We start from the raw sequence: 21,845 nt of genomic DNA, 5'->3' as shown, positions 1-21,845 counted from the left end.
CCCGATGAACAGGAGGAACAAGGTGACACCCGTACCGCTTTCCCCGGTCTACCGTGCCGAGACGCTGCGCAAGCTCGCTCGCGAGGAGATCGACGTGCTGGTCGTCGGCGGGGGAGTGACCGGTGCCGGCGTCGCGCTCGACGCGGCGTCGCGCGGGCTCTCCGTCGCGCTCGTCGAGGCCCGCGACTTCGCCGCCGGAACGTCGAGCCGGTCGTCGAAGCTGATCCACGGTGGGCTGCGCTATCTGGAGAACCTGGACTTCAAGCTGGTCCGCGAGGCGCTGAAGGAACGCAGCCTGCTCCTGCAGACCCTCGCGCCGCACCTGGTCCGGCCGGTGAAGTTCCTGGTGCCGCTCAAGCACCGCGTCTGGGAACGCGGCTACATCGGCGCGGGTGTCACCCTTTACGACACCCTCGGCGGAGCACGCGCCCTGCCGCGGCACCGGCATCTGTCGAAGCGCGGTGCGGGCAAGGTCGCCCCCGGCCTCGCGGACGACGCCCTGATCGGCGCCATCCAGTACTACGACGCCCAGGTCGACGACGCCCGCCACACGATGACCATCGCGCGGACCGCGGCCGAGCAGGGTGCTTCCGTCCTCACCCGGGCGCGGGTGACCTCGCTGATCCGCGACGGCGAACGTGTCGTCGGGGCCAAGGTCGTCGACCGCGAGAGCGGTGCGGAGATCGAGGTCCGGGCGAAGACGGTCGTCGCGGCCACCGGCGTGTGGAGCGACGACATGGCGGAAGCGGCGGGCATCCCCGCGCCGTTCACCGTGCGTGCGTCGAAGGGCATCCACCTGGTGGTGCCGCGCGAGAAGATCGACCTGGACACCGGGCTGATCCTGCGCACCGAGAAGAGCGTGCTGTTCGTCATCCCGTGGGGACGGCACTGGATCGTCGGCACCACCGACACCGAATGGGACCTCGACCGCGAGCATCCGGCGGCCAGCCAGGCGGACGTCGACTACGTGCTCGACCACCTCAACGCCGTCCTCCGCACGCCGATCACCGCCGACGACATCGAAGGCGTGTACGCCGGGCTTCGGCCGCTGCTGGCCGCGAAGGCGACGTCGACCACGAAGCTGTCGCGGGAGCACGCCGTGGCGCATCCGGTGCCGGGTCTGGTGATCGTGGCCGGCGGCAAGTACACGACGTACCGCGTGATGGCCGCCGACGCGGTCGACGTCGCGGTGGAGGACCTCGGCCGCCCCGCGCCGTCGTCGTGGACCGAGCGGCTGCCGATCGTCGGCGCGACCGGTTACCACGAACTGTGGGGCGCGCGGCACTCGCTCGTGCAGCGCACGGGGCTGCCCATCGCCCGCATCGAGCATCTCCTCCAGCGCTACGGCACCGCGATCGAGGACATCCTGGAGTCGATCTCGGACCGTCCCGAACTGGGCGAAGCGATCCCGGGGACCGCTGAGTACCTGAAGGCGGAGGTCGTTTACGCGGTCTCGCACGAGGGCGCGCTGCACCTGGAGGACGTGCTGACGCGGCGCACCCGGATCTCCATCGAGGAGCGGGATCGCGGCGTGACCGCGGCGCCGGTGGTGGCGGAGCTGATGGCGCCGCTGCTGGGCTGGGACTCGCACAAGCAGGAACGCGAGGTCGCCAACTACCTCGCGCGGGTCGAAGCGGAACGTTCCGCGCAGGCCCAGCCGGACGACGAGGCGGCGAACGCCAGCCGTCTCGCGGCTCCGGCGCTGCTGCCGAGCTGAAGCGCGTGAAGGCCCCCTTCCCTCTGCTGAGCCGAGGGAAGGGGGCCTTCACGTTACTTGAGCCAGTCGAGGTAGCGGGTCGCGGCGATACGGGCGCCGTCCTTCGTGGTGAGCACGTCACCCTTGACCGCGGCGAACATGCCCGCCGTCTCGTCGACGGTCACCGGACGCGTGTCTCCCTTGGCGGACAGGGTGATCCGGCCCAGTTCGTCCAGCGGGTAGACGTCCGGGCCGCCGACGTCGAGGGTGCCGTTCAACGGCTTTCCCGCCGAGACCTCGGACACCGCGGCGGCGACGTCGGCCGCGGCGATCGGCTGGATCGGCGTGCTGGGCAGGCGGACCGCGGTCTCGTCGGAGGTCCAGGACAGGACCGCGTCGACGAATTCCATGAACTGGGTGGCGCGGACGATCGAGTAGGGGACACCGCTCTCCTTGAGGATGTCCTCCTGCAGGGTCTTGGCCCGGTAGTAGTCGAGCTCCGGCACCTGGTCGACGCCGACGATCGACAGGATCACGAAGTGTCCCGTGCCCGCCTTCTTCGCGGCCGCCACGAGGTTGTCCATCGAGGTCCGGAAGAACGCGGGGGAGGCCTCGTCGAAGGTCGGCGAGTTGGTGAGGTTGACGACCACGTCGGCGCCGTCGAGCGCGCTGTCCAGGCCCTGGCCGGTGAGCAGGTCGACCCCGGTGGACGGCGAATGCGGCACCGCCTCGTGCCCTGCCTCGTTCAGATTGCGCACGACCTGCGAGCCGATCAGCCCGGTCCCGCCGATGATCGCGAATTTCATGACCCAGTGCCCTTCGTCGGTGGCGCCCGTGAACCCGGACACCGCATGTCCGGGATATTACTCGGATAGATTGTGTCCGAGTCAAGAGGCGGGTTAGAGTCGTCCGGGTGAAGATGTCCGGTGGGGTCGAGTGGGCCCTGCACTGCTGTGTCGTGCTGACCTCCGTCGACGAACCCGCGCCCGCCGCTCGCCTGGCGCAGCTGCACGACGTCTCGCCCAGTTACCTCGCGAAGCAGCTCCAGGCCCTTTCGCGGGCCGATCTCATCCGGTCGGTGCAAGGGAAGGCCGGCGGCTACGTTCTCACCAGGCCGCCTTCGGAGATCACGGTGCTCGACGTCGTCGAGGCCATCGACGGGCCCGGCCCGGCTTTCATCTGCACCGAGATCCGGCAGCGCGGCCCGATGGCGACGCCGCCCGAGGCGTGCACGACGCCGTGTGCCATCAGTCGTGCGATGGCGAACGCCGAGGTTCAGTGGCGGGCGGCGTTGCGAGCCGTGTCCATCGCGGATCTGGCCGACGACGTCCGGGGTGACTACGGTCCGGGCGCGCTCGCGGGGATCGGTGCGTGGTTCAAGGCCGCCGAGGGGTAGCGGGCCGGTCCGGGTGGTCGCGTTGGACGGCACGTGTGTCGTCCGTGAATCACGCGTGTCGTCCACTCGGTCACGCAACCGACTTGGTCCGGGCGGTCGTGAGTGGCGTTCGGGTTAGAACGGGTCGGTTCTTGCGTGCCCATGTCTGAGCAAGGCGAATGTGTATGTCAGCGGTCGCCAAAGGGGTTCCGGAGGCTCTCCGCACCTGATGTTGACGATGTGGGAATCGGGACGTTGAGCGTCCTGATTCCCACATCGTCGAGGAGTCGATCAAGGTCATGCCGAGCGGGGAAGATTTCGGACGTTGAGCGTCCCAAGTCCTCCCTACTTGCGGGCGTCGGCGCCGCCGCTCAGGCCCACTGCACCGCCCCGGTGCTGGAAATCGTGAAGGCGGTCGGACCGCTCACGGCTTGAACCGGTCGGCGTGCTCGGCGACCCACTGCGCGAACGTGCGGGCAGGCCGCCCGGTCACCTTCTCGATCGTGTCGACGACGGTGCGCGCCTCCAGGGGCGGATCGCTGTGCCAGCCGACGACGTACTCGGCGTCCGCGACCGAGACGCCTTCGGTCAGCAGTCGGTCGATCGCCTGCTGTCGCGTGATCTTCTCCAGCGTGATGTCGCGGCCGACCGCGGAGCCGAGGATCGCGATCCGTTCGCTCGTGGTCAGTGCCTGCGGCCCGGTGAGGTTGTAGACCTTGCCCGAATGCCCGTCCTCCACGAGCGCGGTGGCGGCGACGGCGCCGATGTCGCCCTCGTGCACCACGGCACTCGGAAGGTCGAACGGCTCGCGGATCACGCCTTCCGTGCGGACCGAGTCGACCCAGGTCAGGGCGTTGGACATGAACTCCTGCGGCTCCAGACGCGTCCATTCGACCCCGGATTCGGCCATGGCCTGTTCCGTCGGCCCGACGTAACCGCCCCACACGACGGTCATCCGGCGCACGCCCGCGTCCACGGCACGCTTGACCAGTTCGGTGCCGACCTCGGCGAGCCCCGCCGTGACGGTGATGTGCAGCTTGGTGACACCTTCCAGGGCTTCGGTCAGTGTCTCGGGAGCGGTGTGGGTGCCTTCCGCGAGTTCGACACCCGCTGGAAGCCGGGCTTCGCCGGGGTTCCTGGTGAGTGCCCGGACGCGTTCCCCGCGGCGGACGAGTTCGGCCACGACGTGGCGGCCGGTGTTCCCGGTTGCTCCGGTTACCAAGACGGTCATGAGTGATTCCCTTCGTTTCCAGTGAAGGTAAAAGCTCAAGTAATGTGGAGGTCAAGCGGACCGGTCGGGAATCGGGAAGCGTCGGTGCCGCCGCTCTTCCTGCTGATGTTCAGCGGGCTGTACCTGTTCGCGCTGCCGTACACCGCCAAGCGGCGCAATCGGCGACAGGTGGCCGGGTGACTCTTAGTTCACGGCAAAAATTAACAGGCGGCTTATCGCCCGGAAACCCTTGACGTCGCCGCCGGGTCCGGTGAGGATCGGCCGGTCCCCGCCTCCCGCAGAATGGACCAGACCATGGCAAGACGTGCTCGCGCGCGCCGAAGTCCGCTGATCGCCTTGATGAGTCTCACCCTGCTCGGCGGGGCCGTGGTGGCCACGCCCGCCGCCGTCGCCGCCGAGCAGCCGGTGATCGGGAAACCCGCGCTCGACCGGGATGGCTGTGCCCGCATCGAGAAGAACCTGCCGACGCTCGCCGACTGGCCGAAGGTCGAGAGCCGGTTCAAGGGCAAGGCCGGTGACGAACAGCGGATCGCCGGAATCCTCGAGGGGATGACCCTGGAGGAGAAGGTCGGGCAGATGACGCAGCCCGAGATCGCCGCGATCACCCCCGACGAGGTCCGGCAGTACTCGATCGGCTCGGTCCTCAACGGCGGCGGCTCGTGGCCGAACAAGGACAAGCACGCCTCCCAGCAGGACTGGCTGAAACTCGCCGATTCCTATTGGGACGCCGCCAAGAGCAGCAGGACGAAGATCCCGGTGATCTGGGGCATCGACGCCGTGCACGGCAACAACAACGTGTACGGGGCCACCGTCTTCCCGCACAACATCGGGCTCGGCGCGGCGCACGACCCGTGCCTGGTGCGCGACATCTCCGCGGCGACGGCCCGGCAGATCCGCGCCACCGGCCAGGACTGGGCCTTCGCGCCGACGCTGGCCGTCGTGAAGGACGACCGCTGGGGACGTACCTACGAAGGGTTCTCCGAGGACCCGCGGATCACCAGGGCCTACGGCTACGAGGCGATCAACGGTCTCCAGGACGGCTCCACCAAACGCATCGGCTACAACGGCGTGATCGGCACCGCCAAGCACTTCATCGGCGACGGCGGCACCCTCAAGGGGCAGGACCAGGGCGTCAACCCGTCGTCCGAGGCCGAGATGATCAACGTCCACGGCCAGGGCTACTACGGCGCGCTCGCCGCGGGCTCCCAGACCGTGATGGTGTCGTTCAACAGCTGGACCAACGCCGAGCTCGGCATCGACGAGGGCAAGCTGCACGGCAGCGACAAGGCGCTGAACCAGATCCTCAAGGGCAAGATGGGCTTCGACGGCCTCGTCGTGTCCGACTGGAACGGTATCGGCCAGGTTCCGGGCTGCACCAACGCCTCCTGTCCGCAGGCGATCAACGCCGGCATCGACATCGTGATGGTGCCGAACGACTGGAAGGCGTTCATCACCAACACGGTCGCCCAGGTCAACGGCGGCCAGATCCCGCTCTCGCGGATCGACGACGCGGTGACCCGCATCCTGCGCGTGAAGCTGCGCTCCGGGCTGTACGAGTCGCAGAAGCCGTCGGACCGTTCTTACGCCAACTCCGACGAAGCGCTGAAGGAGACCTGGCTGGCGCGCGACGCGGTCCGCTCCTCGCAGACGCTGCTGAAGAACAACGGCAACGTGCTGCCGCTCAAGCCGAAGTCGAAGGTGCTCGTGGTCGGCAAGAGCGCGGACAGCATCCAGAACCAGACCGGCGGCTGGACGCTGAGCTGGCAGGGGACCGGCAACACCAACGCCGACTTCCCGAACGCCACGTCGATCCTGGCCGGGCTCAAGCAGCAGCTCGGCGACGTCAACGTCACCTTCGACGAAAAGGGCGACACCGACCCGAAGGGCTACGACGCGGTCATCGCCGTCATCGGTGAGACCCCGTACGCGGAAGGCGTCGGCGACCTGACGCGCAAGACCCTGGAGGCGTCGAGGCTCTACCCCGAGGACCTGGCCGTGCTGGACAAGGTCCGCGGGAAGGGCGCTCCCGTGGTGACCGTCTACGTCGGTGGCCGTCCGCTGTACATGAACAAGGAGATCAACCGCTCCGACGCGTTCGTCGCGGCCTGGCTGCCGGGCACCGAAGGCGGCGGCGTCGCCGATGTCCTGGTCAAGGGCGGCTTCAAGGCCACGCTGCCGTACTCGTGGCCGAAGAGCGCGTGCCAGACGCCGCTGAACGCGGGTTCGGCGGACTACGACCCGCTGTTCAAACTCGGCTACGGCCTCAAGACCGGGCAGCGTGTCACCATCGGGCAGCTGGACGAGACGGCCGGGCCGGTGACTTGTGGCTCGACCGGTGGCGGCGGCACCGCGACCGAGGATCTCGAGGTGTTCAACCGCACCGATGTCGCGCCGTACAAGGGTTTCATCGGTTCCGCGGAGAACTGGGGCGGTACCGAGATCGGCCCCGACGGCACCGCGTCGCACGCCGAGATCAGCGTCGTGCAGTCGGACGTGAACGTGCAGCAGGACGGGCTCAAGTCGACCTGGACCGGCACCGGCCCGGCGCAGATCTACTTCCAGAACCCGGCCGGTACCAACGATCTGCGCGGCTACCTCAACGCCGACGCGGCGCTGGAGTTCGACGCGATCGTGCACGAGGCGCCTGCCAACCGGACGGTGATCAGCATGCACTGCGTCTACCCGTGCTTCTCCGAGGTGAACGCGACCAAGCTGTTCACCGATCTGGCGGGGGCGCCGAAGTCGACGGTGAAGATCCCGGTGTCGTGCTTCGCGAACGGGCTGGATCTGGAGAACGTCAACACGCCGTTCCTGGTGTACACCGACGGCCGGTTCTCGGCTTCGTTCGCGAACGTGCGGTGGGTGCCCAAGGGAGCGCAGGATCCTGACGCGAGACCCTGCTCGAGTCTGAACTGAGTTTCACCGCGAGGGGTCCTTCCAGAGGTCTTGGAGGGACCCCTCGTCGTGTCCCGGGCCGTTTGCGGGGAGGGTGAGCCACAGGTATAAAGTGTAACGACTGTTCAAAATGTAACGGTCGTTCAACTTGTGGGGGTGTGCCGTGTCAGGCCGGTATCGAGAGCTGTTCTCCACGAAGGGCTCACTCGCCTTCTTCGCCGCGGGGTTGGTCGCCAGGATGCCGGTCCCCATGACGGGAATCGGCATCATCACGATGCTGGCGCAGACGCGGGGCGACTACGGGCTCGCCGGGCTGGTCTCGGCGACGTTCACGCTGTCCATGGCGCTGCTCGGGCCTCAGGTCTCGCGGCTGGTGGATCGCCGGGGACAGAGCCGGATCCTGGTGCCGGCGACGGGGATCAGTGTGATGGCGCTCGGCGCGCTCCTGCTCTGTGCCCGCTTCGGGGCGCCGGTCTGGACGCTGTACGTGTCCGCGGTCCTGGCCGGGTTCATGCCCAGCATGGCGGCGATGGTCCGGGCCAGGTGGTCGTGGCTGTACCACGGCTCGCCCCGGCTGCACACGGCTTTCGCGTTGGAGTCGGTGGTCGACGAACTGACGTTCGTCATCGGGCCCGCGCTGTCGGTGGCGTTGTGCACCACAGTGTTCCCCGAGGCCGGGCCGCTGGTCGCCGTGGTGTTCCTCGCGATCGGAGTGGTGCTGTTCGTCGCGCAACGCGGGACGGAACCGCCCGTGCGGCCGGCGACCGGATCGGCCGGGAGTTCGCCTGTCCGGATGGGCGCGGTGCGGGTACTGGTGCTGACGTTGATGGCGGGCGGCATCATCGTCGGCACGGTCGACGTCGTCAGCGTGGCGTTCGCGGAGCGATCCGGTTCGCCGTCGGCAGCGGGTGTCGTCGTGTCCGTTTACGCGGTGGGCTCCGCCATCTCAGGACTGGTCTTCGGGACGCTCAAACCGGCCATGACACCGCCTCGGCTGCTCCTGATCGGTACCGCGGGCACGGCCGCGAGCTCGGTGCCGCTGTTGTTCGTGGACGGCGTCGTGGGTCTGTGCGCGGTGGTGTTCGTCGCCGGGTTGTTCTTCTCTCCCACGATGATCGTCGTCATGGGGATGATCGAAACGGTCGTCTCGGCGGACAAGCTGACCGAGGGGATGACCTGGGCGATCACGGGTCTCAGCGTCGGTGTCGCACTGGGCGCCGCCGTGTCCGGTGAGGCCGTCGACCGGTTCGGACCCGGCGGCGGATTCGCCGTGGCGGTCGCCGCCGGTGCTTCGATCATCCTCGTCGCCGTGCTCTCGTATCCTCTGCTGAGCAGGAAGACCGTGACCAGCGAGGAGGTGGCGTGCTGAACGAGCCGATCACCGACGGCCGTCTCGCCAAAGGGGAGCGACGCAAACGGGAATTGATCGAGGCCACCCTGCGCATCGTCGCGAGGGACGGGGTTTCGGGAGTCAGTCATCGCACCGTCGCCCGCGAGGCCGGCTTGCCCGCGACCGCGGCCGCGTACCACTTCCAGGGGATCGAGGAACTGCTGACCGCCGCGCTCACCTGGTGCATGAACGAGGACGCCGAGCGGATGCGGGCGCTCGCCGCCGAGGCCGACGGCGGTGAGGACGCGTTGCGGCGGTTCGCCGCCTTGCTGGCCGAAGTCGTCGCCAGACCCGGCCATCTGCTGGCGGAGTACGAGCTGTATCTCTTGGCGGCACGGGAGCCGAAGCTCCGCGAGTCGACCGATCGCTGGATGGCGGCCTTGGCGGATTTCGCACGCCGATACACCCGTGATCCGGTACGGGTCGAGATGCTGGTCGCGTTGGTGGACGGTGTTCTGCTGCAGGGATTGCTGCGCGACGAACCGCCGACGGCGGAACGGTTCGAGGCCCTTCTGCGGACCGCTTTGGCCTCGTGAGTGGCAGGAGCGGTCGGGCCTCGGAGCTTGATGGCACCGCAAGACCGCCGTGGCTTGGTCGGGCGGGGAGGATTTGGGACGTTGAGTGGTGCCGGGTGTCGGCCTCGACCGGGGTTGCGAAAGCCACTTTCGCAACGTTGAAGGTTGCGAAAGTGGCTTTCGCAACGTCGGCTGCGTGGCCGGGCCGGTACCGCTTTCGCGACACACCTCCAGCACCCCATTCACGAGCACGAACACAAGTACGTGAAGGCCCCCTTCACTGCGCTAGACGCAATGAAGGGGGCCTTCACGTACTTGTGAAGCGAGGCGTCAGGTGGTCGCCGGCGGCGACCAGGTCAGCCGCGGATCCGTCTGCACGAAGCTGCCCAGCAGGTGATCGATGCGCGTCAGCGCGTCGAGGTCCAGCACCACCCCGGCCGCCTTCGCGTTCTCGGTCACCTGGGCGGCGGTGCTCGCGCCCATCACCACCGACGCGACGGTGTTGTGCTGCAACGTCCACGCGAGCGCCAGCTGGGCCATGGTCAGCCCGGCCTCGTCGGCGACGCCGCGCAGCATGCCGACGCGTTCGAGGAGATCCGGCAGCAGCAGCGGCCTCGTCTCGACAGCCTTCGCGCCCCTGGAGTCCGGCGGGATCTCGCCCGGCCGGTACTTGCCGGTCAGCACGCCCTGCGCGAGGGGGACCGACGCGAACTGGCCGATCCCGGACCGTTCGCACACCGGCATCACCTGGGCCTCGGCGACCCGCCAGAGCATCGAGTAGTGCGGCTGGTTCGCCACCAGCGGGACACCGTGCCGCTCGGCGATCGGCCGCGCTTCCAGCAGCTGTTCCGCGGTCCATTCCGCGGTACCCGCGTAGAGGATCTTCCCCTGCCGCACCAGATCCGACAGCGCGAGGAAGGTCTCCTCCAGCGGCGTGCGGTAGTCGAACCGCAGCAACTGGTAGACGTCGAGGTAGTCGGTGCGCAGCCGTCGCAGCGAGCCGTTCACCGAAGTCATCAGGTGCTTGCGGCTGAGACCGGCGGCGTTGACGCCCGGGCCTTCCGGCCAGAAGACACCGGTGCACAGCACGAGATCGTCGCGGCGCGCGTGGCTCAGCGCCGCGGCGAGGTTCTCTTCGGCGGCACCGCCGTCCCAAGCGGCCGCGGTGTGGAACGTCGTGATGCCCGCGTCGAGCGCGGCCTGCACGCATTCCGCGCCGTCGGGGTGGGTGAGCCAGTTGCCGTAGGAGATCTCACTGACGGACAGCCCGCTCGCGCCGAGCCTGCGGTACTCCATGGTCACCTCTTCCGCGCGCCGGTTTCGAGGATGGTGCGGTCGATCCATTCGTCGAGCCCGGCCGCCTTGCGGGCGTAGGTCTCCCGCACCGATTCGTGCGGCAGGATCAGGAACTCCTCCGACGCCAGCCCGTGCACGACGGACTCCGCGACGTCCTCCGGTTCCAGCAGCGGCGCCGCGGCGGCGATCGCGAGCGCGGCGGGGTGGCCGGCGGCGATACCCGGCTCCAGCAGCGCGGTCCGCACGCCGAGCGGGCACAGCGCGCTGACCCGCACCCCGCGCGGACGGTAGGTGATGGCCAGCCATTCGGCGAGGCCGACGGCCGCGTGCTTGGTCACCGAGTACGGCGCGTCGCCGGGCGTGCCCAGCAGACCCGCGCCCGAGGCCGTGATCAGCAGGTATCCGTGGCCCCGGCTCAGCATCGCGGGGAGCGCGACCTGTGCGGCGTGCACATGCTGCATGACGTTGATCGCCCACGACCGCGTCCACTGCTCGTCCGCGGCGTGCACCCCGGTCCCGAACGCGGCCCCGGCGTTGGAGCAGAAGAGGTCCACCGGGCCGAACGCCGCGCGGGCCTCGGTCACCAGCATCTTCAAGTCCTCTTTGGACGACGCGTCGGCGTGGCGCGCGATCGCGGTGCCGCCCGCGGCGGTGATCCCGGCGACGACCTCTTCCGCGCCCTCGAGATCGAGATCGGAGACCACCACCCCGGCGGCGCCTTCGGCGGCGAACCGCCTGGCCATGGCGGCGCCGATACCGTGTGCCGCGCCGGTCAGCACGACGACCCGTCCTGTCACTTCCACATGCGCTCCATGGTTATCGATTCTGCGTTCGATGACAATTCTTGTGTTTTGTTATATCGGTGAGCAATGCGTTGTCGAAATCGCCGACGGCCGTGATAAAAGTGCAGGTCGGAGGCTTGTTCTGGCGGTGTCGACATATTTGTTTCCGGCGCCGGACTTTAGCATGCGTTCCCTTGTTTTCCGAGTTTTCACACGAAAGTATTGCGCTCTCTGCGGCAAGTAGGTTATTTCTTGTGAATCCCGCTGAAAGATCGCCGAACCCGGCGAGGTTCGACCAGCCCCAGCCGAACAGGAGGTCCGCCGGTGAGTCATGCGACGGCGCGCACGCGGGTACTCGGCGTCAACCCGCTCGGACGTCCGGATCCGGGGCTGGCGGCCGCCGTCGCCAGGGGCGGCGGGCTCGGGATCGTCGAAATCGGGTCCACAGTGTCCACATCGGACAGACGAGTCCCGTTCGGTGTCCGGATCCCGGCCGGTCGCACCGTGCGGGACGAAGAAGTGCGGGAAAGCGGCGCGGGGCTCGTGCTGCTGGCCGAGGGGGCGGTCTGGCGGGGCAGGGCCGGCCTCCCCGTGCTGGCCGAGGTGACCGGTGCCGAGCAGGCCGTCCGCATGCTCGACGCCGGCGCCTCCGGTCTGGTGGCGAAGGGAGCCGAAGCGGGCGGCTCCGACCTCACCACGTTCGTCCTGCTGCAACGGTTGCTGGAGCGGTTCGGCGAGGACGTCCCGGTGTGGGCGTACGGGGGCATCGGGCCGCGCACGGCGGCGGCCGCGATCGCCGGCGGCGCGGCGGGGGTGGTGCTCGACGGACTCGGCCTGTTCCCCGAGGCCGACGTGCCCGCGGCGGCCCGGAACGAGCTCGCCAGGGCGGACGACGGACTCAGCGCGTTGTTCGCGAAACGCTTCGAGGACGCGGAAAGCGCTGTTCGTTCGGTCGTGCGGTCGCTCGCGGCGCCGTCAGTGATCCCCTCGGACCAAGGCGTACGGCTGTGCCGCACGTTGGGGACCCGGCTGCCGGTCGTGCAGGGGCCGATGACGCGGGTGAGCGACCAGCCCGGTTTCGCCGCCGCTGTCGCCGCGAACGACGGCTTCCCGTTCGTCGCGGTGGCCACCGCGAACGGCGCCAAGACCACCGAACTGCTCGGGCGCACGGCCGAAGCGCTCGGCGAACGGCCTTGGGGAGCGGGCATCCTCGGCTTCGTCCCGGAGGCGCTGCGCGCCGAGCAGCTCGCGGCGATCCGGGCCGCGCGCCCGCGCTGCGTGCTGATCGCGGGCGGGAAACCAGCGCAGGCCAAGGCGCTGGAGGCCGAGGGCATCGCGACCTTCCTCCACGTGCCGTCACCGATCCTGCTACGTCAGTTCCTCGACGCCGGGATCCGCCGGTTCGTCTTCGAGGGCGCCGAATGCGGCGGGCACATCGGCCCGCGGTCGAGCTTCGTGCTGTGGGAGCAGCAGCTGGACGTCCTACGCGAACACGGCGCCGATGACGTCGAGATCCTGCTCGCGGGCGGGATCCACGACGCCCGCTCCGCCGCCATGGTGTCGGCGATGGCCGAGCCCCTGAGCGGCGGCGTCGGCGTCCTGATGGGCACCGCGTACCTGTTCACCGAGGAAGCCGTGACCCACGGCGCCATCACCGAAACCTTCCAGGACCGGGTGCTCGGCGCCGGGTCCACGGTCACCCTGGAGACGGCGCCCGGGCACCTCACCCGGTGCCTGCCCAGCCCGTACACCGACGAGTTCGCCGCGCTGAAGGCCGGGCTCCGCGCGGACGGCGTCCCGCCGCAGGAGGTCTGGCAACGGCTGGAGGAGCTGAACACCGGACGGCTGCGGATCGCCAGCAAGGGCATCCGGCGGGAAGGCGACGCGCTCGTCGAGGTCGACACGCTCGGCCAGCTCGCCGAGGGGATGTACATGGCGGGGCAGGTGACCGTCCTGCGCGAAGACCGTACCGACATCGCCGCGTTGCACCGGGACGTCACCGCGGGCGCGGCGGAACTGCTCGCCGCCCGCGCTCCCGCCGAAGAGTCCGTTGTGGACGGTGACATCGCGATCGTCGGGATGGCGTGCGTCTTCCCCGGCGCACCCGATCTCCCGGCCTTCTGGTCGAACGTCCTGCGCGGCGCCGACGCGGTCACCGAGGTGCCGGATCAGCGCTGGGACAAGGAGATCTACGCCGGCCAGTCGACGTCGAAGTGGGGAGGTTTCCTGCCTCCGGTGGACTTCGACCCGCTCGCGTACGGGATCCCGCCCAAGTCGATGGGCAGTATCGACCCGGCCCAGCTGGTCTCCCTGCAGACGGCGCGGCGTGCCCTCGAAGACGCGGGCTATGGCGAAGGCGGCTTCGACCGCGAGCGCACCAGCGTCATCTTCGGTGCCGAGGCCGGAGGAGACCTGGCGAACGCCGGTGTCCTGCGCGCGCTGCTGCCGAGCTATCTCGAGGACGTCCCCGAAGAACTCCTCGCGCAGTTGCCGGAACTGACCGAGGACTCGTTCCCCGGCACACTCGCCAACGTCATCTCCGGCCGGATCGCGAACCGGCTCGACCTCGGCGGCACCAACTACACGGTGGACGCCGCTTGCGGTTCCTCGCTGGCCGCGCTCGACCTCGCGGTGAAGGAACTGCGGGCGGGCACGAGCTCGATGGTCCTGTGCGGCGCCGTCGACCTGCACAACGGGGTCAACGACTACCTCATGTTCACCTCCGCGGGTGCGCTGTCGCCGACCGGGCGATGCCGTCCGTTCGACGCGTCGGCGGACGGGATCGCGCTCGGCGAGGGCGTCGCGTGCCTCGTGCTCAAGCGGCGTTCCGACGCCGAACGCGACGGCGACCGGGTGTACGCCGTGGTCAAGGGGGTCGGCGCCGCCAGCGACGGCAAGGCGCTCGGTCTCACCGCGCCGCGTCCCGAGGGACAACGGCGAGCCCTCGCGCGGGCCTATCGCGACGCCGGGGTGTCCCCGGCGGACGTCTCGCTGGTGGAGGCGCACGGCACCGGCACGGTCGTCGGCGACGCCACCGAACTGACGACGCTCACCGAGTTCTTCCTCGCCGCGGGTGCCGGGCCCGGCACGTGCGCGCTGGGTTCGGTGAAGAGCCAGATCGGGCACACGAAATGCGCCGCGGGGCTGGCGGGCCTGATGAAGGCGGCGCTGGCGCTGTGGCACGAGGTCGTGCCGCCCACGCTGCACCTGAGCAGGCCGAACCCCGCCTGGGACGCCGAGAGCAGTCCCTTCACCTTCTCCACCGGCGCCCGGCCGGCGCCGGTTCCGCGCGGACGCGAGTTCGCCGGAGTGAGCGCGTTCGGGTTCGGTGGGACCAACTTCCACGCGGTGCTCGCCGCCCCGGGAGTCCCGCCGGGACGGCGGCACGGCCCGCGTGACTGGGACGCCGAGCTGGTCCTGCTCCGCGGCGCCGACGTGGAGACCGCTCGGGCCGCGCTGCGGGATCTGCTGGCGGCCAACGAAGGTCGTCCGCTGCGGGAGATCGCCGCCCTCGCCGCCGAGCGAGGCGGATCCGAGCCGGTGCGCCTCGCGGTCGTCGCAAGTGATCTCGCCGAACTGCGTGACGCCGCCGAGAACGGCGGAGGGCTCGTCGCGCAGGACACCGAGGCCGGCGCGGTCGCGTTCCTGTTCCCCGGACAGGGCAGCCAGCGGACGGGGATGCTGGCGGAGCTGTTCGTGCACTTCCCCGAACTGGCGGACGTTCTGGGGCTCGCTCCCGACGTCGCCGCGACCGCGTTCCCGCCACGGGCCTTCACTGAGGACGCTCGCACCGCGCAAGACGAGGCGCTCAAGGACACTCGTGTCGCGCAGCCCGCGCTCGGGCTCGTGGAATCGGCGGTCTGCCGCCTGCTCGCCGACCTCGGTGTCCGGCCGGATCTGCTGGCAGGGCACAGCTACGGCGAACTGACCGCGCTGTCGGTGGCGGGCGCGTTCGACACCGCGACCTTGGTGGCGCTCAGCCGGGCGAGGGCCCGTTCGATCGCCGAAGTCGCGGGCGCCGACCCGGGCGCGATGGCCGCGGTGAAGGCGTCCCGTGACGAACTGGCCGCCGCCCTCGACCATCCGGACGTGGTACTGGCCAACCACAACGCACCCGGCCAGACCGTCCTTTCCGGACCGACGGCCGCCATCGAGGAGGCGGTCCGCGAACTGCGGGCACAGGGGATCGGCGCCAAACGGATCCCGGTCGCCTGCGCCTTCCACAGCCCGCTGGTGGCCGGGGCGAGCGACGTGTTCGCCGTCGATCTCGACAACGCCGAGATCGGTGAGCCGGGGCCGCCGGTGTGGTCGAACCGCACCGCACGGCCGTACGAAGCCGGGGCGGTCCGCGCCGAACTCGCCGCGCAGATCGGCTCGCCGGTTCGCTTCGTGGAACTGATCGAGGACATGTACGCGGCGGGCGCGCGCACGTTCGTCGAGGCGGGCCCGGGGCAGGTGCTTTCCCGGCTGGCCAGGGAGATCCTCGGCGACCGTCCGCACACCGTGATCGCGTGCGACCCCGGTGGACCGGGGCTGCGCGGATTCCTCACCGCGCTCGCGCGCCTGGCGCTCACCGGCGTCGATGTGCGTACCGAACGGCTCTTCCGCGGCCGTGTCCGCGTCGGCCCGCTCCCCGAACCCGCCTGGACCGTGGACGGCCAGACCGTCCGCGCGCCCGGTGGCGAGGTCCCCGCCCATGGGCTCGTGCCCGCCCGACGAATCCCGAGGACGACCATGAACCAGCCCGCGCCCGGTCGTGACCAGGCCGTCGTCGAATTCCTCCGCACCAGCCGCGAACTGCTGGCGGCGCAACGGGACGTGATGCTGGGATACCTCGGCACCGCGCCGCTCGTCCCCGCTCCGGTGCAGGCGCCGGTCGTGCCCGCGTTGCTGCCGCCGGTCGAAGCCCCGGTCGTCGTGCCCGAGCCGGAACCGGTCGCGGAGGCTCCTGTCACGGATGTCCTGGCCACCGTGATCGGCGCGATCAGCGAACGCACCGGCTATCCGGCCGAGATGATCGACGCCGATCTCGATCTGGAAGCGGATCTTTCCATCGACTCGATCAAACGCACCGAGATCGCGGGCTCGCTGCTCGCGAAGCTCGGCCTCTCCGGACGAGTGCACGACGACGCCCAGGATCAGCTCAGCCGCGACCGGACGGCGAGCGCGCTGGCCGCGCGGCTGCGGAAGTGGCTCGAACCGGCCGCCCCGGTCACCGTGGCGGCGACCCTCTATGAGGCTCCCGCGGGTACCGCCCCCGCCCGGTACCTGCTCGACCGCGTGTCGGCGCCGCTCGGCACGCCCGACCTCGCCAAGGTGGCGGGCAAAACCGTCTCGGTGAGCTTCGAGCCCGGCCAAGAGGAGTTGGCCGAGTCGGTCCGCGCGGTGTTCGCCGACGCGGGCGGTCTTCCGGCCGAAGAGAGCGATGCCGACATCGTCATCGTGCTGAACCCACTGTCGGACGCCGAAGAACCCGTCGCCGCCCAGGTGTTCGGCCTCGTCAAAAGCGCCAAGGGCGCGGTGGTCGTGGTGGCGGAGACGGGCGCCGGGCACACCGCCGGGCTGCGCGGTCTGGTCCGCGCCGCCGCGCGGGAACGGAGCGAGGCGACCAGGCTGGTCGAAGTCGAGTCCACAGTGGACCTCGGCCGGATCGCGCTGGAAGAGGCGATCGCCGACGGGCCGGCGGCCGTCCGCTACGACACCGCGGGGCGCGCGGCGTTCGAGCCTTCCGCGGGTTCGCTCGGTTCTGTCGCGTACGCGGGCGCGGGTCCCGGTGGGGGAGAGGTCAAGGCGCTGGGCCTCGACGCGGATTCCGTGCTGCTGCTGATCGGTGGTGCCCGCGGGATCACCGCGCGGGCGGCGGTCGCGCTGGCGGCGAGCGGCTGCCGGATCGAGCTGGCGGGCCGCACCCCGTGGCCGGCCGAGCCCGGCGACGAAGACCTTCCCGGTGACGCGCCGGGTATGCGCTCGGCGCTGGCCACGCGTGGCGGTTCGCTGGCGGACATCGAACGCCGGGTGCGCACCGTGCTGGCCCAGCGTGAGATCGCGCGGACGCTCGACCAGATCACCGCGGCGGGCGGTACCGCGGCGTACCGGCAGCTCGACGTGCGCGACGCCGCCGCCGTCCGGCAGGTGGTCAAGGATCTGCATACCCGCTACGGCCGCATCGACGGCGTCGTCCACGCGGCCGGGGTGATCGACGACAAGCTGATGACCGACAAGGACGAGCAGTCGTTCCGCACGGTCTACGGGACCAAAGTGGACGGTGCGCGGGCACTGCTCGACGCGCTGGAGCATTTCGGCGTGCGGCCCGGGTTCGTGACCTTCTTCGGCAGTATCTCCGCGGTGCTGGGCAACCGGGGGCAGACCGACTACGCGGCGGCGAACGACGCGCTCGAAACCCTCGGCGGACAGTGGGCGGACCGCACCGGCTGCCGCGCGCTGACCGTCCACTGGGGACCGTGGGCGCCCTCGGACGATCACGCGGGCATGGTGTCGCCCGAGCTCGCACGCGAATACGAGCGCCGCGAGGTGGCGCTGATCGATCCGGACGAAGGCACCGCCGCGCTCCTGCGCGAGCTGGCCTACGGCTCGGCCGACGTCCGCTCGGTGCTGTACACGGCGTCGCTGTGGTGAACCAGGAGCCGGTCGCGATCGTCGGGATGGGTGTCTTCCTTCCCGGCTCGTCCACTGTGGACGAATACTGGCAGAACATCGTTTCGGGTACCGACGCGATCACCGAGATCCCGCCGCACCGCTGGGACCCGAGCTTCCACGACGGGGACGGCCGCACCCCGGACCGCACCTACGGGCGACGCGGCGGGTTCGTCGCCGACAGCCTGGACTTCGACGCGACGGCGCTCGGTATCGCCCCCAGCACCGTCGCCGGGATGGAGCCGGACCAGCTGGTCGCGCTGGCCGTGGCCGCCGCCGCGGTCGACGACGCCGGTGGCCTGCGACGGCTGGGCGACCTCGAACGCGTGGGTGTGATCCTCGGCCGGGGAGGTTATCTCTCGCCCGGGCTCCAGCGGTTCGACCAGCGGGTCCGGTCGGTCCGCCAGATCACCGGCGCCGTCCGGGATCTCCTGCCGTCGGCGCGTCCGGAGATGCTGGACAGGCTGCGGGACGCGTTGCTGGAGCCGCTCGGCGAGTTCCGGCCGGACACCGCGATCGGGCTGGTGCCGAACCTCGCCGCGTCGCGGGTCGCCAATCGGCTGGACTTCGGCGGCCCCGCGTACACGGTGGACGCCGCCTGCGCGTCCTCGCTGCTCGCCGTGGACCAGGCGATCGGCGAACTCGCCCGCCGCCGCTGTGACGTCGTGCTGGCCGGCGGCGTGCACCACTGCCACGACGACACGCTCTGGTCGATGTTCACCCAGCTCGGCGCCCTCTCGCCGAGCCAGCGGATCAGCCCGTTCTCGCGTGATGCGGACGGCCTCCTGATCGGCGAGGGCACCGCGATGGTCGTGCTGAAACGGTTCTACGACGCGCGCCGCGACGGCGACCGGGTCTACGCGGTGCTGCGCGGCTCGGGGACGTCGAGCGACGGGAAGGGCGCGAGCCTGCTCAGCCCGGCCGTCGCCGGTCAGACGCTGGCCCTGCGGCGCGCGTGGGCGTCGGCGGGCCTCGATCCCACCGCTCCCGGCGCGCTCGGCCTGCTGGAGGCGCACGGGACCGCGACCCCGACCGGGGACGCCGCGGAACTGGCCACTCTCGCCGAGGTGTTCGGCCCTCCGGACGGTCCCCGCGCGGCGATCGGCGCGGTGAAGGCGATGATCGGGCACACCATGCCGACCGCCGGGGCCGCCGGTCTGGTCAAGGTGGCGCTCGCGCTGCACCACGCCGTCCTGCCGCCGACCTTGAACTGCGCCGACCCGAGTCCGCTCCTGGACAAGACCCGGTTCCGTGCCTTGGCCGAAGCCGAGCGGTGGCGGTCGGGTGACGTCCCGCGGCGGGCCGCGGTCAACGCCTTCGGTTTCGGCGGGGTCAACGCGCACGTGGTGCTGGAGGAGGCCGACCCCGCGCCGTCACGGCCGAAACGGGCCAAGGTGACCGGGGAGCCCGAGCGGGTCCTCCTGCTCGCGGCGTCCACCCTCGACGGATTGCGCACGCTGCTCGATCGCCCGGATCCGGAGTCCGGCGGGCACGGCCCGTGCCGGATCGGGATCGTCGGGCCTACCGAAAAGCGGCTCGAAGTCGCGCGGAGGGTACTGGCGAAGATCGCGGCCGAGGGCGGTTCCTGGCACGGGCCCAACGACATCTGGTGCACGACCGCGCCTTTGCTGGAGCAGGCCGGGGCGAAGACCGCGTTCGTCTACCCGGGGCTGGAAGCGGACGCGGAACCGCGCTGCGCCGACGTCGCCCGGCATTTCGGCCTCGAACGGCCCGAATGGTCGACGGCGAGCGTGCTCGCCCGCGCTTCCAGCGTGTCCCAGGTCGGGCTGCTGCTCGACACCGCGCTGCGGCGGCTCGCGATCGAGCCGGATCTGCTCGCCGGGCACAGCGTCGGCGAATGGACCGCGATGCAGGCGGCGGGGATGTATCCCGGACAGTCCACAGAGGACATGTTGAACCGGTACTGGCCGCAGGGGTTCACCCTGCCGGACGCCGAGTTCCTCGTGCTCGGCTGTTCCGCGGAGCGGGCGGAGGCGCTGCTCGCCGCAGAGCCGGAGCTGATGATCTCCCACGAGAACGCGCCGCGGCAGACGATCGTCTGCGGGGATCCGGCCGCCGCGGCCCGGCTCGCCAAGCTGTGCGCCCAGCACGGCGTCGTCGCCAGGACACTGCCGTTCCGGTCCGGCTTCCACACCCCGCTGATGCGGTCGCGGCTCGGCCCGTTCACCCGGCTCGCGACCGAACTGGACCTGAAGCCGCCGCGGATCCCGGTGTGGTCGGCGACCACGGCCCGGCCGTATCCCGCGGATCCGGTGGAGGTCCGCGAGCTGTACCTGGCCCATCTGGTGCGCAAGGTCCGGTTCCGGGAACTCGTCGACGCGCTCTACGCCGACGGCGCCCGGGTGTTCGTGCAGGCGGGCGCCGGTCAGCTGGGTTCGTTCGTGTCGGACACGCTGGGCTCACGGCCGCACCTGGTCATCCCCGCGTCCTCCGGCACGCGGGCAGGCCTCTCCCAATTGCGCCGGGTCGCCACCGCGGTCTGGGTGGAGGGCGGGCGGCCCGCGTTCGACGCGCTGGAGCCGCGCCGGACGCGGATCGACACGGCGGGCACGCTGCTTTCGGTCGAGGGTGACGTCAAGGGCATGTTCGCGGGTGCCGGTGAGGTGCCCGAACTGGCCGACGGGATCCCGGACGCGATCGTCGCGGAGTTCACCGCGCTGCTCGCGGAGACGCGGGAGGCCGCGGCGAGCGTCGTCAACGCGGCGGCACGGCGCACGGTCGAGTCCACTGTGGACGTATCGTTGGCGACGATGCCGTATCTGGTCGATCACCGGTTCTTCCGCCAGCGCGCGGACTGGCCCGACGAATCCGACTTCCGTCCCACCGTGCCCGCGACGACGTTGGTGGACCTGGCCTGCCGGGAAGCGGAACGGGCGTGGCCGGGCACGGTCGCGACGGGGGTGAGCAACGCGGCGTTCTCCCGCTGGCTGATCGCCGCCCCGGCGGTGCGTGTGCCGCTTTCGATGACCCGCGAAGGCGACCGGATCAGTGTCCAAATCGGACCGCACGCCAGTATGGACGTCCATCTGGCGCAGCGTTATCCCACGGCTCCGCGGCCGTCTCCGCCGCCGGGTCCGGAAACGGCGCCGCCGCTGAGCGCCGCCGAGATCTACACCCGCCGCGAGATGTTCCACGGCCCCGCGTACCAGGGGCTCGACAAACTCATCGGGCTCGGCGAGCGGCACATCCGCGGCGACCTCGTCGTACCGTCCGCGCCCGGCGCGCTGCTCGACAACGTCGGCCAGCTGCTGGGCTGCTGGCTGATGGCGACCAAGGCGGACGCGCTGCTGGCGTTCCCGACGTCGATGGGCCGGGTCACCTGGTTCGCGCCGGAACCGGCGCCGGGCACCAAACTGCGCTGCGTCGTCCGGGTTCGGCTGCCGCGGCCGGACGTGCTGGAGATGGACGCGGAACTGGTGCTGGACGGCACCGTCCTGGCCAGGATCGAACAGTGGCGGGACATCCGGTTCCCGTGCGACCGGCCCGCCCACCGCGTCTACGCCTTCCCCGACCGGCATCGGCTTTCCGAGGACCACCACGGCGGCTGGACCGTGGTCACGGACCGGTGGCCGAGCCCGGCCGCACGGGACATCTACGCCGGCATCTACCTCGGCGCGGAGGAACGCGCCGAGTTCGCCGCCTGCGCGCCGCGGCGGCAGCGCGGCTGGCTGCTGGAGCGGATCGCGATCAAGGACGCGGTCCGCGCGAAGCTCGGCCTCGATGGCGTGTACCCGGCGGAACTCCGCGTGAGCGCCGACGGGACGAGGGTGACCGGGCTGCACGGCCGGGTCGTGCCGCCGCTGGCGGTGGCCGTCGCGTCGGCGGGCGAGGTCGCGGTCGCACTGGTCAGGGAAGAGACCGCGACGCCGCCCCGGATCGCGGTCCGGGCCGAAGGCGAGCTGGCGGGGCTGGCCGAGGAGATCGGTATCGGGGCGGAATTCGCCGGAATCCCCGGGCACGTGGTGGCCTGGAACCGCGGGTAAGAGCAAG

Annotated in this window: 11 protein-coding genes; 7 read left to right on the top strand and 4 right to left on the bottom strand. The window is 70.5% G+C overall.

Annotated elements, in window-relative coordinates; translation table 11 throughout:
* Window positions 1–4 precede the first annotated feature (4 nt).
* On the top strand, window positions 5–1,717 hold the full coding sequence (glpD, locus tag AVR91_RS33545; protein ID WP_043848198.1) for a glycerol-3-phosphate dehydrogenase: 1,713 nt from the start codon (window positions 5–7) through the stop codon (window positions 1,715–1,717).
* Window positions 1,718–1,770: 53 nt separating this feature from the next.
* Here the strand turns inward: glpD and AVR91_RS33540 are convergent, their stop codons facing one another.
* A complete protein-coding gene (locus AVR91_RS33540; protein WP_063274375.1) occupies window positions 1,771–2,502 on the bottom strand; it encodes an SDR family oxidoreductase in 732 nt (243 codons plus the stop codon).
* 113 nt (window positions 2,503–2,615) lie between these two features.
* On the opposite strand from AVR91_RS33540, the gene AVR91_RS33535 reads away from it, so the two are divergent.
* On the top strand, window positions 2,616–3,092 hold the full coding sequence (locus tag AVR91_RS33535; protein ID WP_016335192.1) for an RrF2 family transcriptional regulator: 477 nt from the start codon (window positions 2,616–2,618) through the stop codon (window positions 3,090–3,092).
* Between the two features lie 403 nt (window positions 3,093–3,495).
* On the opposite strand, the gene AVR91_RS33530 is transcribed toward AVR91_RS33535, so the two are convergent.
* On the bottom strand, window positions 3,496–4,302 hold the full coding sequence (locus AVR91_RS33530; RefSeq protein ID WP_063274357.1) for an NmrA family NAD(P)-binding protein: 807 nt from the start codon (window positions 4,300–4,302) through the stop codon (window positions 3,496–3,498).
* A gap of 339 nt (window positions 4,303–4,641) precedes the next feature.
* Here AVR91_RS33530 and AVR91_RS33525 point away from each other — a divergent pair, with 339 nt between their 5' ends.
* The 3 genes from AVR91_RS33525 to AVR91_RS33515 all read left to right on the top strand — a co-directional run bounded on the left by AVR91_RS33525 (window position 4,642) and on the right by AVR91_RS33515 (window position 9,123).
* Entirely contained in the window at window positions 4,642–7,218 is a 2,577-nt protein-coding gene (locus AVR91_RS33525; protein ID WP_063274358.1) for a glycoside hydrolase family 3 protein, read from the top strand.
* Between the two features lie 142 nt (window positions 7,219–7,360).
* The gene (locus AVR91_RS33520) at window positions 7,361–8,566 is read left to right on the top strand and encodes an MFS transporter (RefSeq protein ID WP_063274359.1); all 1,206 of its coding nucleotides are present in this window, start codon (window positions 7,361–7,363) and stop codon (window positions 8,564–8,566) included.
* Entirely contained in the window at window positions 8,560–9,123 is a 564-nt protein-coding gene (locus AVR91_RS33515; RefSeq protein WP_394329681.1) for a TetR/AcrR family transcriptional regulator, read from the top strand. The genes AVR91_RS33520 and AVR91_RS33515 overlap by 7 nt, the downstream gene beginning before the upstream one ends.
* A 309-nt stretch (window positions 9,124–9,432) precedes the next feature.
* Here AVR91_RS33515 and AVR91_RS33510 read toward each other — a convergent pair whose 3' ends face one another.
* The gene (locus AVR91_RS33510) at window positions 9,433–10,398 is read right to left on the bottom strand and encodes an aldo/keto reductase (RefSeq protein ID WP_063274360.1); all 966 of its coding nucleotides are present in this window, start codon (window positions 10,396–10,398) and stop codon (window positions 9,433–9,435) included.
* Window positions 10,399–10,400: 2 nt separating this feature from the next.
* Complete coding sequence (locus AVR91_RS33505; protein WP_063274361.1) at window positions 10,401–11,201, bottom strand: SDR family oxidoreductase; 801 nt, start codon at window positions 11,199–11,201, stop codon at window positions 10,401–10,403.
* A gap of 303 nt (window positions 11,202–11,504) precedes the next feature.
* Here AVR91_RS33505 and AVR91_RS33500 point away from each other — a divergent pair, with 303 nt between their 5' ends.
* Both AVR91_RS33500 and AVR91_RS33495 read left to right on the top strand, forming a co-directional pair.
* Window positions 11,505–17,816 (top strand): type I polyketide synthase, encoded by a 6,312-nt coding sequence (locus AVR91_RS33500; RefSeq protein WP_063274362.1) that lies wholly within the window; start codon window positions 11,505–11,507, stop codon window positions 17,814–17,816.
* Window positions 17,810–21,838 carry a beta-ketoacyl synthase N-terminal-like domain-containing protein gene (locus AVR91_RS33495; protein ID WP_063274363.1) on the top strand — a complete coding sequence of 1,343 codons (4,029 nt, stop codon included), beginning with the start codon at window positions 17,810–17,812 and terminating at the stop codon, window positions 21,836–21,838. Before AVR91_RS33500 ends, AVR91_RS33495 begins: the two co-directional genes overlap by 7 nt.
* Window positions 21,839–21,845: the final 7 nt, after the last annotated feature.

This window comes from Amycolatopsis keratiniphila subsp. keratiniphila, from assembly GCF_001620365.2.
Lineage (GTDB): Bacteria > Actinomycetota > Actinomycetes > Mycobacteriales > Pseudonocardiaceae > Amycolatopsis > Amycolatopsis keratiniphila.
The sequence above is the reverse complement of the archived record's forward strand: the minus strand, read 5'-3'. Positions and strand labels throughout refer to the sequence as shown.